Origin of the sequence: Tessaracoccus sp. MC1679 (assembly GCF_014164775.1) — a bacterium.
Taxonomy (GTDB): domain Bacteria; phylum Actinomycetota; class Actinomycetes; order Propionibacteriales; family Propionibacteriaceae; genus Arachnia.
Window position 1 is genome coordinate 153,868 of the sequence record NZ_JACJGB010000003.1, and the last position, 16,724, is coordinate 170,591.

The window sequence follows — 16,724 nt, forward strand, 5'->3', positions numbered from 1 at the left end:
GAACGACGACGCCGTGCAGGGTGGGTGGTCAGCGCGACGAGTCGCGCAGGACGAGCTCGTAGTCTGCGTAGATCCGCTGAATCGGACTGCGTTGGTCCAGCGGGGCATGCGCTTCGGTGATGCGCTTCTGCAGCAGTTCCACGGCCGTCCGGGCGATCTGGGTCCGCCCGGGGGCCACCGAGCTGAGGGTGGGGCGAGTGTAGGCGGCGTCTTCGATGTCATCGAAGCCGATCACGGCCACGTCTCCCGGCACGTCGATCCGATGCGAGCTCAAGCTGTGCAGCACACCCATGGCCATCGCGTCGTTGAGGGCGAACACGGCGTCGAACGGTTCACCGGAGGCGATGAGGGCCTCCATAGCCTGTGCGCCAGTGTTGCGATGCCACAGCTCCGCGGGGCACAGGAGCCTCTCGTCGACGGGGACGCCCGCCTCCGCCATCGCCGCCCGGAAACCCTGCTCGCGGAGGGGGCCTGAGCCCACCTTCTCGCCCGGGTGGGTGCCCACGACGGCGATCCGCCGCCGCCCGCTCTGGAGCAGGTGCTGAGTGGCGGCCTTGGCGGCCTCCACGTTGCTCATCGTGATGTGGTCGTTGGTGGACCCGAACACCCGCTCGCCCAGCAGGACCATCGGAAAGTCCACCTGGAACAGGTGGATGTCGTCCTGGCCGAGCGCCAGGGGGGAGAAGATCAGGCCGTCGGTCATGAACCTGCGTTGGCCGTGCAGGACGTCGATCTCGCGGTCGCGGTCGCTGTTGGTCTGCTCGATGAGCACCCGCAGGCCCACCTTCTCCGCCTCGACGATGACCGAATCGGCCAGCTCCGCGAAGTAGGGCAGCTTCAACTCGGGAAGTGCCAGCCCGACGAGCCCCGTGCTGCCCTTGCGCAGGTTGCGCGCGGTGATGTTGAGCTCGTAGCCAAGCTTGTCGATGGCAGCCTGTACGCGGGCCTTTGTTGCGGCCGCCACGTGCGGGTGGTGATTGACCACGTTGGACACCGTCTTGGCGGAGACGCCCGCCAGTTTGGCGACGTCCTGCATGGTGGCTGCCACCCGTGACTCCTCTCGGTGAAATCCTCTGTGTCGATCCTCCCACATTCATCGTTGAAATGGCAGGTGGGGTGGTCACATCCCGGCGGCCCCGAGCAACGGCTGACAGGCGGGGCACCACCAGATGACCCGCTCCTGACCGGCCCTCGGATCCGCCACGGTGGTGGCCCCGCCGAGGGCTCCGCCCAGGATGGCCGCGCCACACCGTCGGCAGGGCCGGCCCTTCCGTCCGAAGACGAAGCTTGTCTGCCCCGGCCGGTGGTCGCCGGTGAAGGTCCGCACGGGGCTGGTGAGGTTGCCGCGCATGACGCGTCCCGCCAGGTTCACGACGGCCGAGGCGTCCGTCGCGCCCACCGGCGTGGCGGGGTGCACGCCCAGGAGGAAGCACAGCTCAGCGCGGTACTCGTTGCCCACCCCGGCCAGGACCCGCTGATCCAGGAGCGCCTCGCCCACGGTGCGCTCCGGGTGGGCCGCCAAGCGGCGCACGGCCTCGTCGCGGCCGGTGGGTGCCCAGCGGCCGGTGGTCAGCCAGTCCTCTGCCAGCGGATCCGGGCCGAGATGCCCCATCCGCGCCTGGAACTCGCCCGCGGGCCACAGCTCCACCAGGCCGAGCGAATGTCCGACCAGCTCGATGCCGCCGCTCACCCGCAGCACCACCCGGGCGGTGTGCGCGGGCAACCCCCATCGGGTGCCCGCCGGGTGGATGCGCCAGGTGCCGTCCATGCGCAGGTGGGTGTGCAGGATGCGTTCGTCGCAGCGCCAGAAGAGGTGCTTGCCGTGCGGCCACACCCGGGTGATCGTCGATCCGGTGAGGGTGGCGGTGGCCAGCGGTGGGACCCTGAACTGGCTGTCCTCGATGGTGCGCCCGACGAGGGGCTGGAGCCGCTCGGAGAGCCTCCAGACGGAATCGCCCTCAGGCACGCCCGGCCTCCAGCGTGAGGCCTTTCGGGGAGATCCGCCCGCCGGCGGCGCGCATGGCGGGCTCCAGCCCCGAGGCGCCCACGCGCTCGCCGTCGATCTCCTCGATCCGGAGACGCTCCATGCGCCCCTCCGCGATGGCCTGCAGGAGCGCGCGGGTGACCAGGGCCGCCCGCTCCTCGCGCGCGGCGGGGTCGCCGAAGAGCGTAAGCGTCCGCCCGCCGCGGGTGAGGTGCGCCAGGCACAGGCCGTCGGCCAGCACCACGAGCGCGCCCGCCGCGCGGGCCACTCGTGCGCTGGGATGCTCGGGCCACGGGAGGATGCTGCCGTAGGGATTGGCCGGATCGAGTGCGGCCAGTACCACCGGCGCCGGGTGCCCGGCTCCCGACGGCCACTGGCCGGCGTCGGGCGAATCAGCGAAACTGCGCACCTGCTCGATGACCTCGCGGGTGGAGAACTGGGCGCCGCCCAGCCCCTCCACCACGTAGCCGCGCATCACTGTGCCGGCCGCCTCCAACTCAGAGAGGAGGCGGTAGGCCGCCGCGAAGCCACCGGGGGTGCCATCGGCGGTGACCCCGCCCCGGGTCACCACGCCGTGCCGCTCCAACCAGGCCGACGCCACAGCGATGGCCGCCTCGGGGGCCGCCAGGAGGGGATCCCGGACGCGGTACCAGCGGCCGGCGGCCGACGGCGGGGTGAGCGTGCCGCCAGCCATGAGCAGGGCGCGCGACGGACGCGGCAGCCTGGCCCGACGGCGGGGGGAGGGGCGTGCCGCACGATGGGCCGCCCTGGAGCTCCCGCCGATCCGGGCGCGGACCGGAGACATGGATGCCGGGGCGATGGCTCCCTCCTCCGCGGCGCGCCAGAGCGCGTCCGCCAGCTCCGCGGTCGACCCCCCGAGCGCGAGGTGGAGGGCGGGGAAGGTGCCGTCACCGTCGGCCAGGGCGGCCGCGACAGCCAGCGACTCCGCCGACGGGGCGCCCTCGAAGGGACCGAGCAGGTCCAGATCCGTGGCCGGCACGAGCGCGACGAGCGGGTCCTGGGGGCCGGCCGAGCCGCGTACCCGGACCACCACCTCGGACTCTGCCAGCAGCGCGTCGAGGTGCGCGGGGGAGTATCCCGCGACCCGTGCGGGGAGCACCTGGGTCTCCCAGGCGCTGGCCGGGAGGACCGCGCCTGCCAGGCGTTGCAGCGCCAGGAGCACCTCGTCCGGGCTCGACGGGGGGCGGTCCGTCAGCTGATGGCTACCTGCCAGGAAGCGCGCGTAGGCGCTCTGCGACACGGGCTGCAGCTCGCGCCTGGCTGCGGCGAGGCTGCGGCCGCGCAGGCGGCGAAGGACCTCGGTGTCCACGTACTCCGGCTCGAGGACGCCCGGCGTGAAGCGGCCGGTGGTGAGGCGGCGGGCCGCGGCCTCACGATCCAGCACCAGCGCCACCGTCGAAGGTCCGAGACCGAACGCGGCCGCGGCGTCGTGGGCGGTGAACGGGCCGTGGGTCCGGGCGAAGCGGGCCACCAGCTGGGTGAGGGGGTCGCGGCCCTCGGTGGGCGGCACGCTGTGGCCGTGCGGCACGGGGATGCCCAGCGCGTCGCGCAGCAGCCCCAGGTCCGAGGGGGCCACCAGGTGCGGCGCGCCGGCGAGCCGCACGACGGCCACGCGGCCGCCCAGCGAGGCCAGCGCGTCGTCGAGATCCGGGACCGTGGTGCGGCACGCCAGATCGGTCAGCGGGATGGGCCCCAGGAGGCGGGGGAGTTCGGCCAGGTCGTCCGGCGTCGCGGCCCGGCGCTGCGGCGCGGTGTGCTGGAGCTCGGCCACCACCTGCTCCACGATGTCCGGATCCAGCAGCTCCCGCAGATCCAACGTGCCGAGCGCCGCCGCCAACAACTCCGGATCCATCGAGAGCATCGCGGCGCGCCGCTCGGCCAGCGGGGCGTCGCCGTCGTACATGAAGGCGCCGGTGTAGCGGAACAGGAGTGTCGCGGCGAAGGGGCTGGGCTGCTCCGTGGCCACCTCCACCAGCCGGACGCCCCCGGAGCGGAGGCCGCGCATGAGGTCCACGAGCCCGGGCAGGTCGTAGACGTCCTGGGTGACCTCGCGGACGGTCTCGATGATGATGGGAAACCGGGGATGGTGGCGGGCCACCTCCAGCAGGTGTGCGGCCCGTTGGCGCTGCTGCCACAGCGGCGCCCGCCGCCCGGGTGTGCGCCGGGGCAGCAACAGGGCCCGGGCCGCGCACTCCCGGAACCGCCCGGCGAACAACGCGGTGCCGCCCACCTGGGACGTGACGATCCCGGTCACCTCGTCGGGATCCACCACCAGCAGCTCGGGCAGCCGGTCCACCGCATCGCAATCCGGCAGCCGCAGCACCACGCCGTCGTCCGAGACCACGGGCTGCACCTCCACCCCCGCCGCCCGCGACAGCGACTCGGCCATCACCAGGGCCCACGCGCCCAAAAGCCGCCGGCCGAGGGGGGAGTGCACCACCACGCGCCAATCGCCCAGCTCGTCGCGGAAGCGTTCGATCACGACGGTCGCGTCGTCCGGGAGTGTGCCGGTGGCGGCCCGCTGCTCCGCGACATAGGTGGCGAGGTTGGACCGGACGTTGGCGTCCAGCTGCGGAGAGTCAAGGCGGGCGGGGTTGCGGGAGATCTCCCTGGTCAGGCGGCCGATCTGGCGCCCCAACTCGGCCGGGCGCCCCTCGTCATCGCCGCGCCAGAACGGGAGCCGGCCGGTGCGGCCGGGCGCCGGGATGACTCGCACCTGATCCCGGGTGATCTCCTGGATCTGCCAGGCCGAGGCGCCGAGGGTGAACACGTCGCCCACCCGCGACTCGTAGACCATCTCCTCGTCCAGCTCGCCGACGCGCCGCGACCCCTGCTCGTCGGTGGCGAGGAAGACGCCGAACATGCCGCGGTCCGGGATGGTGCCGCCGGAGGTGGCGGCCAGGCGTAGCGCGCCCGGGCGTGGGTAGAGCCGCCCGTCGTCCCCGAGGATCAGCCTGGCCCGCAGCTCCCCGAAATCTGCCGACGGGTAGGCGCCGGTCAGGAGTTCGACGATGGAGTCCAGCAGCGCGCGGTCCAGGCCCGCGTAGGGGTGGGCGCGGGTGATCATCGCGAACCAGGCGTCCACCTCGAGTCCCGCATCGCCGGCGGCCGCGGCCGCCGCGACCGTCTGCTGGGCCAGCACGTCCAGAGGGTGCCTCGGCACGCGGAGCTCCTCGATCTCGCCGGCCAGCATCCGCTCGGTGGTGACCACTGCTGGGGCGAGGTCGCCGCGGTGCAGGGGATAGACGTCCCCCGTCGAGACCGCCCCCACGACGTGCCCGGCGCGCCCGATGCGTTGCAGCGCGCTGGCCACCGACGGCGGGGCGCCCACCTGGATGACGCGGTCCACCGCGCCCATGTCGATGCCGAGCTCCAGGGAGCTGGTGGCCACCACGCAGCGCAGCTCCCCCGACTTGAGTGCAGCCTCGATCTCCGCGCGGGCCTCCTTGCTCACGGACCCGTGGTGGGCTCGCGCGATGACGGCCGGCGCGCCGCGGACGGTGTCCACCGGTGCCATCACCTGCGCGGGCGGGCGGTCCGGCGGCGGGGGGAGCGTGTCGGGTGCGTGCTCGGCGGCCCACAGCTCGTTGAGACGGCCGGTGAGGCGTTCGGCCACGCGTCGGGAGTTGGTGAACACGAGCGTGGAGCGGCCCTGCATGATGCTGCTGTACACCTGTTGCTCGATGTGGGGCCACAGCGAGGCGCCCGCCGGGCCGTCGACGGTGAGAGTGTCTGTGCCCGCACCGCGCAGCAGGGGGTCCACCGGCGCCTCCGCACCGGGGGGCGGGCCGGGGTCCGTGATGTCTGGCACGGGGAGCCGGACGGAGACGTCCCACTCCTTGTGGGATGGGGGAGCCACGACGGTGACCTGGCGGTCGCCGCCCAGGAAGGCGGCCACCCGCTCGATGGGGCGGACCGTCGCGGACAGCGCCACCCGCTGCACGTCGTGGCCCACCAATGCGTCCAACCGCTCCAGGCTGAGCGCGAGGTGGCTGCCGCGCTTGGTGCCGGCCACGGCGTGGATCTCGTCGACGATCACCGTCTCCACCCCGGTCAGGGTGGCGCGCGCCGAACTGGTGAGCATGAGGTACAGCGATTCGGGCGTGGTGATGAGGATGTCGGGGGGGCGGCGCACCAGGGCGGCGCGCTCCCGTGACGTGGTGTCTCCGCTGCGCACCCCCACCGTGACGTCCGCCAGCGGGACGCCGAGCCGTTCGGCCGTGAGCCGGATGCCGGTGAGCGGTGCGCGGAGGTTGCGCTCGATGTCCACGCCCAGCGCCTTGAGCGGCGACACGTAGACGACGGTGGTGCCCGGAGTGCGGGGATGCGCGGCGAGCCGGTCCAGCGCCCACAGGAACGCCGCGAGCGTCTTGCCGGACCCCGTCGGGGCGACGACCAGGGCGTGATCCCCGCGCGCGATCGTGGCCCAGGCTTCCGCCTGCACCGCCGTCGGTGCCTCGAAGACGCCGTCGAACCAGCCGCGCGTGGGCGCGGAGAAGACGGCTGATTCGCTCATGCGTAGAGTCTGCCACCGCCCTCCGACGGCTGAGTGAGGGTCTCTGGGGGGAACTCACCCTCAGGACTCACACTGGTCTCCTCCGGACACCCGGGGCACCGCGTCATGGCACCCTTCCATCCGTGCGCGGACAGTGCGGAGGCGAGTTGGGTGGCCACCGCGCAGGGGGTCAGTTCCACGGCCCACCAGCCGTAGCGGAGGGTAACCGCGCCGAGTTGCAGCGCGTGCTCGTTGTCGCGCCACATGTCCTTCGACCAGTCGGTGTGATCGCGCATCCCGTCAAGCTCGACGATGATCCCCTCATCGTCGTAGATGCCATCCATCCGTCCCACGTGTGTGCTCGCCTGCCGTCGGGGTGTGGCGAGGCGGTGAGGCTCCAGCACTCGGGCGTGAAATCTCCACTCGAGGGCGCTCTCGATGCCGGTGTTCGCATGGGTGAGGAGTTGGGTGAGAACGGGGAGGTGCCCCGTCGAACGCCGCTGCCTCAGGGAGGTCTGCAGGCGTTCGGCAGTGGTGCGTCGGTTGGCGAGGGCGGATGCGAAGGCGGCGACGGTGGTGGTCTCGTCGCTCTCGTCGGCGAGATCCCACAGGGCCGCCTCTGCGGCAGTCCGAGGCGGGGTGCCCCTGCCGGCCCGTGGGCCGCGTCGGAAGTCGACGCGCCACTTCGCCACCTGCAGTGCGCCCCGCTGCCTGTCCGTCCACACCGTGAGTGAGGCCGGAGGATCCCTCAGGAACTTGTGCAGGTAAGCGGCGCCGGCTCCGCTGATGACGGCTGATGCGCCTCCTCGAAGGAGGCCCGCCCAGGCGGCCGATTCCCAGGTGGGTGAGTGGATGAGGTAGAGCTTGGGGGCGATGGTTGTCCAGTCTCTCCGGAGGCGCCGCCGGACGTCGTCGCTGACTCCTGCGGCCGTGAGTTGAGCAGCCGAAAGGACGCCGGCTTGGTGCGCAGCGAGCTGGATGATCGAGGGCGGGATGCTCTGGCGGGGTCGCATCCCGTCAGTGTTGAACCGGAGGGCTTCGGAGGGAAGCGAATCTCAGGTCACGGACAACACTTCGGGCACAACGGACAACACCCCTGCGATCGGGTGTGAGTCCTGCGGGTGACTACCCCCACAGGACTCACACTGGCAGCTCAGTGGGCGTCGGTGGCCTCCACCTCCGCACCGTCGGTGGACCAGTTGACGTGGAACGATCCCTCGCGATCCACCCGTCGATAGGTGTGGGCGCCGAAGTAGTCGCGCAGGCCCTGAGTGAGGGCGGCGTTGAGGCGCGGCGCCCGGGCCTGGTCGTAGTGGGCCAGCGCCGACGAGAACCCGGGCACGGGGACACCCGCCCGGACCGCCTCCGCGACCACGGTGCGCCACGCGTCCTGCGCCTCCGCCAGCCCCGCCGCGACCGAGGGCGCCTCCAGCAGCGTGGCGAGCCGGCCGGCCGCGTACTCGGAGCGGATCCGCTCCAGCAGTTTGGCGCGGATGATGCAGCCGCCACGCCAGATCTTGGCCACCTCGCCCACGTTGATCTCCCAGCCGTACTCCTCGGCCGCCATCCGAATCTCGTCGAGCCCCTGGGCGTAGGCGACCACCTTGCTCGCCCACAGCGCCTGGCGGATCTGTTTGATGAAGGCGGCGCGGTCGTCGACCCCGATGGTGCCGGCCGGGCCGTGCAGCGCGGCCTGCGCCGCCCGTCGCAGCTCGGGCGACGACGAGATGGCCCGGGCGAACACCGACTCGGCGATGGTGTTGACCGGCGTGCCGAGGGTGAGCGCCGACTGCACCGTCCAGGTGCCGGTGCCCTTCATGCCGGCGGCGTCGACGATGACCTCCACCAGGGGACGTCCCGTGGAGTCATCAACCTTGCGCAGGACCTCCGAGGTGATCTCGATGAGGTAGGAGTCCAGGTCCCCCTCGTTCCAGGTGGCGAACGTGTCCGCCATCTCCTCGTGGCTCATCCCGAGCGCCTTGAGCAGCTCGTAGGCCTCGCCGATGAACTGCATGTCCGCGTATTCGATGCCGTTGTGCACCATCTTGACGAAGTGGCCCGCGCCGTCGGTGCCGATGTAGGTGCAGCAGGGCTCGCCGTCGACCTTCGCCGAGATCGACTCCAGGATGGGCCCCAGCGCCGCATAGGACTCCGGGGAGCCGCCCGGCATGATCGAGGGACCCTCGAGCGCCCCCACCTCGCCGCCGGAGATGCCCGCGCCCACGAAGTGCAGACCCAGCCCGCGTAGTTTTTCCTCGCGGCGCCTCGTGTCCTCGAAGAACGCGTTGCCGCCGTCGACGACGATGTCGCCGTCCTCCAGAAGCGGGAGGAGGGAGTCGATCGTGGCGTCCGTGCCCGCGCCCGCCTTGACCATGATGATGATCCGGCGGGGCCGCTCCAGGGAGGCGACGAAGTCCTCCAGTTCGGCGGACGGGCGGAAGTCGCCCTCGTGACCGTGCTCGGCGATCACGGCATCGGTCTTGGAGGTGGTGCGGTTGTACACCGCCACGCGGTGGCCGTTGCGGGCCAGGTTCCGCGCGAGATTCGAGCCCATCACCGCCATCCCGATCACGCCGATGTTGGCCGGCTGCGCCTCAGTCATATCGATCCCTTCGTCAGGAAGTCAGGTTCCCGACGAGCCTATCTGGCAGGATCGGAGGACGTCCCGGCCCACCAGCGATTGGATCCGCCATGCGCCTCACGACCACACTCTGGTTCGCCACCGAGGCGGAGCAGGCGGCCGCCCGCTACGTCGAGGTCTTCGGCGGCGCTGCCCCGCAGATCCACCGTGGGCCGGACGGGTCCGCCCTCATGGTGGAGTTCACGGTTCTGGGCTGCCACTTCACGGCGATGAACGGCGCCCGGGTCGCGCCCAGCGAGGCGATCTCGTTCCAGGTGCCCTGCGACACCCAGGAGCAGATCGACACCTTCTCCGACGCGCTCATCGGCGAAGCGGGGGAGCAGCAGGCCTGCGGATGGCTTCGCGACCAGTTCGGCATCTCGTGGCAGATCCTGCCCGCGGAACTGCCCACGCTGATGGCGGACCCGGACTGGGGCCCGCATGTGATGAAGGAGCTCCTCACGATGCGTCGCATCGAGCTGCGCAGGCTGCTGGCCGCCGGCCACGTCGAGTAGGGCTCAGCGCGTCGGGCCCCCGAGCAGTCCCAGCCCGCCGATCACCTCGATGACCTCATCATCCAGCACCACCTCGACGGCGCGGCCGTCGTGCGGCATGCTCGCGGTCAGCGCGGGCGTGGTCAGGCGTAGTTCCTGATCGACCACCTCCAGGCGCACACCGTCGGCCGGCTCCAGCAGCCCCTCGGGTAGCCACGTGAAGCGTTCGCTCGAGCCCTGAGGGGCATGGCGGTCCAGGTCCGGGTGGGGCGTGACAATCAGCGTGTCGTCGACGACGCTCATCACGTACGGCAGCGAGAGGCAGCCGGCCCAGCCGTCTCCGCGCACCTCGCGGATCCACGCCATCACGCACGGGCGGCCGTCGGCGTCGCGGAAGACGGTGGGGGCGTAGTAGGTGCCGTGGGTCAGCCGACCCCAGTTGAGGGCTACGAACCGGCCGCTGGTGAAATCCCCGAGGGCGTACCCGGCGTAGTGCAGGGTGCCGTCCTCCCAGACCGAGGTGAGCATCACCCACGTCCCGTCCACCTCGAACACCTGGGGGCACTCCCACAGCGCACCCATCCAGGCGCCGTCGGTCTGATCCTTGTGACGGCTGAGCGCGACGCCGTCGTAGGTCCACGTCTCGCCGTCATGGGAGACATAGCCGTGCATCATCGCGTGGCCCGAGCCGGAGTCAGAGCCCACCAGCATCCGCCAGAGGTCTCCGTCGCGCAGGACGAAGGGGTCGCGGTAGTCCCTGATCCCGAGTCCCTGGGGTGGCTCAGCCACGACTGCGCCTTTCACCCAGGTGCGCAGGCCTTGGTCGACGGGGCGGGCGGTCCTGATGGCTGCCAGCCCGAGGACGGGCTCACGGGCCGAGGTGTAGTAGGCGATCAGCCCGCGCTCGTCCTCGACGATGCAGCCGGTCCAGATCCCCTCGTCGCCGTCGCCCGGCTCCAACGCGGAGCCCACGTAGCGGAGGCTGAACAGGTCCTCGCCGACGGCGTGGCCCCAGTGGATGGCCTTGTCCCATTCGGCGGTGGAGGGTGAGTGCTGGTGGAACAGGTGGTAGCCGTCCGGGCGGTGGATGACGCCGTGGGGGTCGTTGAGCCAGCCGTGCGGGGAGCGGTAGTGCAGCCTCATGCCGCGAGCCTAGGGCGAACCGGCCGGTCCGGGTAGCAAAAAGTCACCTTCACCAACATTGAACAAACCCTAGACAAAGGCGGCTTTTCGTTGCTGTCCTGATCCTCGGCTGGGCTTGCCCGGCAGCCTCCGCGACCCTCCCGAACCCCCCGTCGGGAACGGTCGCGGAGGCTGCCTCTGTCTTGGCTGATGCGTTCTCTACAGGTTGGTCATCCGGTCCAACTCCTCCGGGTACCGGGCGCCCGTGATGACGATCCGATCGGCGGCATCCCGAATCTCGGCCAGCTGCGAGTCGCTGAGCTGGACGGCCGCGGCGCCGACGTTCTCCTCGAGGCGCTGAATGCGCTTGGTGCCCGGGATGGGGACCATCCACGGCTTCTGGTTCAGCACCCACTGCAGCGCGAGCTGCGCAGGCGTGCACCCCACCTCGGCTGCCACCCGGTTCAGCGTCTCGACGAGGGCCAGATTCGCCTGCAGCGCCTCGCCCTGGAATCGCGGTGTGCGGCCGCGGAAGTCGGTCTCGCCGAAGGTGGTCGAGGCGTCGATGGTGCCCGTGAGGAACCCCTTGCCGAGCGGGCTGAACGGCACCATCCCGATGCCCAACTCCTCGAGTACCGGGATGACGTCCGTCTCGCGCTCCCGCCACCACATGGAGTACTCGCTCTGCACCGCCGCCACCGGCTGGACGGCGTGTGCCCGGCGGATCGTGCCGGCGGACGCCTCTGACAACCCGAAGTGCAGGACCTTCCCGGCGTCGATGAGCTCCTTGACAGTGCCGGCCACCTCCTCGATGGGGACGCTGGTGTCCACACGGTGCTGGTAGTACAGGTCGATGTGGTCCGTGCGCAGCCGGCGCAGGGAGTGCTCCACCGCGCGTCGGATGCTGTCCGGGCGGCTGCAGACGCCTCCCGCGGGGACCCCGTTCTCCTCGAACGCGAAGCCGAACTTGGTGGCGATCTTCACCTGGTCCCGGACCGGTTCCAGGGCTTTCCCCACCAGGTCCTCGTTGGTGAAGGGGCCGTAGACCTCGGCGGTGTCGAAGAGGGTGACCCCGAGGTCGACGGCGCGCCGGATCAGGGCGATCGCCTCCTCCCGGGGAACATTCGCGGTGGCGCCGTAGGCGCCGGTGAGGCTCATGCAGCCCAGGCCGATCTCGCTGACCGTCAGTGACCGGCCGAGTGTGCGTTGCTTCATCGTTCTCCTTCTGTGCGTCGTGTGGAAGCCACGTCTGCCACGCTACGACCCCCGGCTAGGGGGAGGGAGTCTCTGTCAGTACCACGCAGGTGCGCCAGGCCGCGTGTCGGTCGGCGTCGCTAAGGTGGCCAGCGTGATCACCGGTGAGCTCAAGGGCAAGATCGACCGCGTCTGGGACGCCTTCTGGTCGGGCGGCATCTCCAACCCGATGGAGGTCATCGAGCAGATCACCTACCTGCTCTTCCTCAAGCGCCTCGACGACGCGCAGACCCTCAAGGAGAAGAAGGCGAGGCTGTACAGCGCCGAGGTCGATGAGCCGATCTACCGCGAGGAGCAGCAGCACCTGCGCTGGGGTCGCTTCGTCCATGCCGAGGCGGGGGAGATGCACCGGGTCGTCGCCGACGAGGTGTTCCCTTTCCTGCGCGGGCTCGGCGACGGCACCACCTATTCGGCCCACATGCGCGACGCCCGCTTCACCATCCCGACGCCGGCGCTGCTCGCTCGCGTGGTCGAGATGATCGACGGCCTGGAGTTGACGGACCGCGACACCAACGGCGACCTTTACGAGTACCTGCTCTCCAAGATCGCCAGCGCCGGAGTCAACGGCCAGTTCAGGACTCCCCGCCACATCATCCAGCTGATGGTGGACATGACCGCCCCCACGCCCACCGACGAGATCTGCGACCCGGCCTGCGGCACCGCTGGCTTCCTCGTGGCGGCCTCAGAGTACCTGCGCGAGCACCACCCCTCGGTGCTCACCGACGCCGAGCAGCGCCGCCACTTCCACCACTCGATGTTCCACGGCCACGACTTCGACGGCACCATGCTGCGCATCGGCAGCATGAACATGCTGCTGCACGGCATCGAGGCGCCGGACATCCGCTACCGCGACTCCCTCTCCGAGGGCGCCAGCGCCGACGCCGAGAAGTACTCGCTGATCCTGGCCAACCCGCCGTTCGCCGGCTCGCTGGACTACGAGTCCACCGCCAAGGACCTCCAGCGGATCGTCAAGACCAAGAAGACCGAGCTGCTCTTCATGGCGCTGTTCCTCAAGCTGCTCAAGCCCGGCGGCCGCGCCGCCGTCATCGTGCCCGACGGCGTCCTGTTCGGCTCCTCGAAGGCACACAAGGACCTGCGGGGGGCGCTGGTGGAGGACCAGAAGCTCGACGCCGTGGTCAAGCTCCCCTCGGGCGTCTTCCGGCCGTATGCAGGGGTGTCGACGGCCATCCTGTTCTTCACGAAGACCGACAGCGGCGGCACGGACGACGTCTGGTTCTACGACGTGCGGGCCGACGGGTTCTCGCTCGACGACAAGCGCAACCCCGTCGAGGCCAACGACCTCCCGGACGTGCTGGGGCGCTGGCGGACCCGGACGACGACGGAGCGCGGGCGCGCCCGCACCGAGCAGTCGTTCCTAGTGCCGAAGGCCGACATCGTCGCCCAGGGCTACGACCTCAGCATCAACCGCTACAAGGAGATCGTCCACGACAAGGAGGAGCACCGCCCGCCGCTGGAGATCATTGCCGACATCGAGGCGCTGGAGGCGGAGATCACGGCGGGGATAGCCGAGCTGAAGGCGATGTTGTCGTGAGGATGGTGCCGCTGGGGGAGGTCGTACGGCCGGTCCAATCTTGGAATCCCCGGAGCAGGCCGAACGAGCCCATTGCCTACGTGGACTTGTCCGCCGTGGACAACCAGACAAAGGCGATCATCGCGCCGACTTCCGTTCTGGGGTGCGATGCGCCCAGCCGGGCGCGGCAACGCTTGAATGCAGGAGACATCCTGGTGTCTACCGTTCGCCCGAATCTGAACTCGGTTGCTACCGTGCCCAGCAACCTTGACGGCGCCACGGCATCAACAGGATTCACGGTCCTCCGCCCAGATGTCGGCCGTGTGGCGGGCAGATACCTGTTCCATTGGGTGCAGGCTCCTCAGTTTGTGGCTGACTTGGTTCGCAAGGCCACGGGCGCTAGCTACCCCGCCGTCTCGGATCGGATCGTAAAGGAATCCAAGGTACCCCTTCCTGCTTTGGATGAGCAGAGGCGGATCGCGGCGATCCTCGACAAGGCCGACGCGATGCGCGCCAAGCGCCGCCAGGTCCTCGCGCACCTCGACGCCCTCACCCAGGCGATCTTCCACGACATGTTCGGCGACCCGAACCATTCGCAGGAAACGGAACGGTTCGGGGATGTTGCCTCGCTTGTCGGAGGCAGAAACTTGGTCGCCGACGATCCTGACGCCCCGAGCGATTTCCGAGTCCTGAAGATCAGCGCTGTCACGTCCGAGCGGTTCCGCCCTGCAGAGTCGAAACCGCTGCCTCTCGGGTATGTGCCGCCCTCGGAGCACCTCGTCCGGGCCGGTGATTTGTTGATGAGTAGGGCCAACACCGCGGAGTTGGTGGGAGCAGTGGCGTTGGTCGAGTCAGAGATCGAGCACACGGCGCTGCCTGACAAGATCTGGCGTTTCGTGTGGCTCGATGATCAGCGAGTACCGCGATTCTACCGGGCCTTGTTTAGGACCCCTTCCATGCGTCGCCGGATCAGCCAGTTGGCGAGCGGAACCGGCGGATCCATGAAGAACATCTCCAAGGCCAAGTTGGAGGACCTCCTGCTTCCTTCAGTGCCACTCGGTCGGCAACTCGAGTTCGAGCGAAGGGCTAGGTCTATCCCCACTGCGAGCGCTGAGCCGCTGGACTCACTCTTCGCCGCGCTCCAGTCCCGCGCCTTCAGAGGGGAGCTCTGACGTGGGCGCCCAGCTGCCGGAGCGATGACGCCGGTGTGGGAGGCTGCCTGGAAGGTGGGCGGAGTGGCGGGAGCCCTTCCGTCCCGTGACGCCAGGACTGAGTAGCGACGGCGGCACCGACCACGGCGGCAAGTGCCGGGAAGCCGCGGCGAGTGCTGGGGGCCGCGGCGCGTGTCGCCCTCCCGCTGGCTGAGGTGCCGCGCAGCGGCCTCGAAGCCTGAGAAACCTGGGCTGACAAGGTCACTTTCCCGAGGCGTCGAGGCTCGTCGCTGCGCTCCTCGCGCCTCAGCCAACGATGCGGAGCCCTCGCCCCGCTCCTTGGCGTGCGTAGGAACCAGGACCCGGTGATGCAAGCAGTGGCGGGTGGTGGGGGCCGGGCCGGGTTGGCTCGGGCATGTGCGACGAGGACAGGCGCGTCAGCGCCAATTCGAGGAGTCACGGGCGGGACCGGCCCCCACCAGCCGCCACGACCCGGCCACGGCTGAGCCGTCGAATCACGGGCGGGACCGGCCCCCACCACCCGCCACGACCCGGCCGAGGCTGCCAGCCTGAGCCGGGTGCGGTGAACCTCCGGAGCGAGATCTTCATAAGAATTCCCCGCCGCCGTCGCACTGGCGGGCGAAAAATGTCAGTGGTCGGTCATACGGTGGAACCATGAAAGACGAGGCGCGGGAGATCGCGGAGCGGCTGCGCTCCAGCGATGAGTTGCGCCGATTCGCCGAGGCCCAGAACCTCACCCTGATCTGTGACCTGGCCGAGGTCTACCAGGTGGACTACGACGAGGTGCTGGAGGTTCTGGCCGAGCGGAAGGTGGTCGTCGGGGGCGTCGGCACGCCGGAGGTGTCGGAGTTCATCGGCCTGGAGTTGGCCGGGCTGCTGCGCTGCACGCCCATCGTGGCGGCCGCGAAGCTGGCTGACGCGCTGAACCTGAAGCATCGGCATCCGGGCCTGTTCGCGGCCATGCAGCGGTGGGAGGTCGAGCCGGCCCGGGCCTGCAAGGCGGCGTCGATGTGCCTGGACCTGTCACCCGAGGAGGCAGATCAGGTGACCGGGTGGTGGGTGGTCAAGCAGCAGGCGCTCGGCTGGACCGCGGCGTTCACTCTCCTGCGGAAGATGATCATCGAAGCGGATCAGGCCCGCGCCGCCGAGCGGGAGCGCCAGGCGCGCGAAGACCGCGGGGTGCATGTGTGGGGACTGCACAACGGGGTGATGAACCTGACCGGCCGCTTGGACGTCCTCGATGCCCGTTACCTGGACGCCGCCGTGGATCGGATCGCGGACCTGCTGGCCGCTGAGCACCCCGGCACGTCGAAGTCGATCCTCCGGGCGAAGGCCCTCGGTGTCCTCGCCAACCCCGCCTACGCGCTCGCCCTCCTGCAGCGCGCCGCGCAACCCACCCTGCTGGACAGCCTGTCAGCCGTCCTCGACTGTGCGCCCGCCGCTCCGGTGGATCCCAGCGTCCCCAGCCCCGCCTTCGCCGGTGACCAGCAGCGCCATGACCCGCACTGCCTCGGCGCGCTCTGTGGCGCCATCACCACGCCGCTGGCCAAGCTCCGGCCCAAGCTGGAACTGGCGGTGCACATCCACACCGACGCCGTCGGCGGGCTCACCGGCACCGCCCGCGTCGACAAGGCCGGCCATATCACCACGGCGCTACTTGCAGACCTGCTCCCCGGGCTCGACGTCACGGTCCATCCGGTGATCGACCTGCCGGAGATCCCCGCCGAGGACCGGTACGCGCCGTCGGCGGGGTTGAAGAGGGCACTGCTTTTAGGGATGCAGCACGAGATGTTCCTCTTCTCGCAGCGTCGAGCTCAGGGCCTGGACCAGGATCACACCCAATCGTTCGTGCCGGGCTGCCGGGGGCAGACGAGGGTGGGGAACCTCGGCCCCTTAGGACGGAGAGTGCATCGCGCGAAGACCGCTGGCGCCTGGCGCGCGGATCAGCCCAGGCCAGGGCAGTTCTTCTGGCTCGGCCCCCTCGGCTACCGCTATGAGGTCACGCCGAGCGGCACCCGCATGCTTGCATGA

The 16,724-nt window shown here is 70.3% G+C and carries 11 protein-coding genes; 4 read left to right on the forward strand and 7 right to left on the reverse strand.

The features are described 5' to 3' along the window. Positions 1-28: 28 nt before the first annotated feature. The 5 genes from H5398_RS06070 to gndA all read right to left on the reverse strand — a co-directional run bounded on the left by H5398_RS06070 (position 29) and on the right by gndA (position 9,108). The gene (locus tag H5398_RS06070; RefSeq protein ID WP_220489179.1) at positions 29-1,048 is read right to left on the reverse strand and encodes a LacI family DNA-binding transcriptional regulator; all 1,020 of its coding nucleotides are present in this window, start codon (positions 1,046-1,048) and stop codon (positions 29-31) included. Between the two features lie 72 nt (positions 1,049-1,120). Beyond that, entirely contained in the window at positions 1,121-1,966 is an 846-nt protein-coding gene (locus H5398_RS17730) for an Fpg/Nei family DNA glycosylase (RefSeq protein WP_182799378.1), read from the reverse strand. After that, positions 1,959-6,521, reverse strand: a complete 4,563-nt coding sequence (locus tag H5398_RS06080) for an ATP-dependent helicase (protein WP_182799379.1) — start codon at positions 6,519-6,521, stop codon at positions 1,959-1,961. The genes H5398_RS17730 and H5398_RS06080 overlap by 8 nt, the downstream gene beginning before the upstream one ends. After that, entirely contained in the window at positions 6,518-7,513 is a 996-nt protein-coding gene (locus H5398_RS06085) for a hypothetical protein (RefSeq protein WP_182799380.1), read from the reverse strand. The genes H5398_RS06080 and H5398_RS06085 overlap by 4 nt, the downstream gene beginning before the upstream one ends. A gap of 140 nt (positions 7,514-7,653) precedes the next feature. Further along, the gene (gene gndA / locus H5398_RS06090) at positions 7,654-9,108 is read right to left on the reverse strand and encodes an NADP-dependent phosphogluconate dehydrogenase (RefSeq protein ID WP_370586084.1); all 1,455 of its coding nucleotides are present in this window, start codon (positions 9,106-9,108) and stop codon (positions 7,654-7,656) included. Positions 9,109-9,191: 83 nt separating this feature from the next. Between gndA and H5398_RS06095 the strand changes: the two genes are divergently transcribed. Then, complete coding sequence (locus H5398_RS06095) at positions 9,192-9,635, forward strand: VOC family protein (protein ID WP_182799382.1); 444 nt, start codon at positions 9,192-9,194, stop codon at positions 9,633-9,635. Between the two features lie 3 nt (positions 9,636-9,638). On the opposite strand, the gene H5398_RS06100 is transcribed toward H5398_RS06095, so the two are convergent. Further along, a complete protein-coding gene (locus H5398_RS06100; protein WP_182799383.1) occupies positions 9,639-10,757 on the reverse strand; it encodes a glycoside hydrolase family 32 protein in 1,119 nt (372 codons plus the stop codon). A gap of 198 nt (positions 10,758-10,955) precedes the next feature. After that, entirely contained in the window at positions 10,956-11,951 is a 996-nt protein-coding gene (locus H5398_RS06105) for an aldo/keto reductase (protein ID WP_182799384.1), read from the reverse strand. Between the two features lie 133 nt (positions 11,952-12,084). On the opposite strand from H5398_RS06105, the gene H5398_RS06110 reads away from it, so the two are divergent. From H5398_RS06110 to H5398_RS06120, 3 genes are all read left to right on the forward strand, one after another. Further along, positions 12,085-13,542, forward strand: a complete 1,458-nt coding sequence (locus H5398_RS06110; protein WP_182799385.1) for a class I SAM-dependent DNA methyltransferase — start codon at positions 12,085-12,087, stop codon at positions 13,540-13,542. Positions 13,543-13,544: 2 nt separating this feature from the next. Then, positions 13,545-14,693 carry a restriction endonuclease subunit S gene (locus H5398_RS06115; protein ID WP_255443596.1) on the forward strand — a complete coding sequence of 383 codons (1,149 nt, stop codon included), beginning with the start codon at positions 13,545-13,547 and terminating at the stop codon, positions 14,691-14,693. Positions 14,694-15,347: 654 nt separating this feature from the next. Beyond that, positions 15,348-16,724 (forward strand): hypothetical protein, encoded by a 1,377-nt coding sequence (locus tag H5398_RS06120; RefSeq protein WP_182799387.1) that lies wholly within the window; start codon positions 15,348-15,350, stop codon positions 16,722-16,724.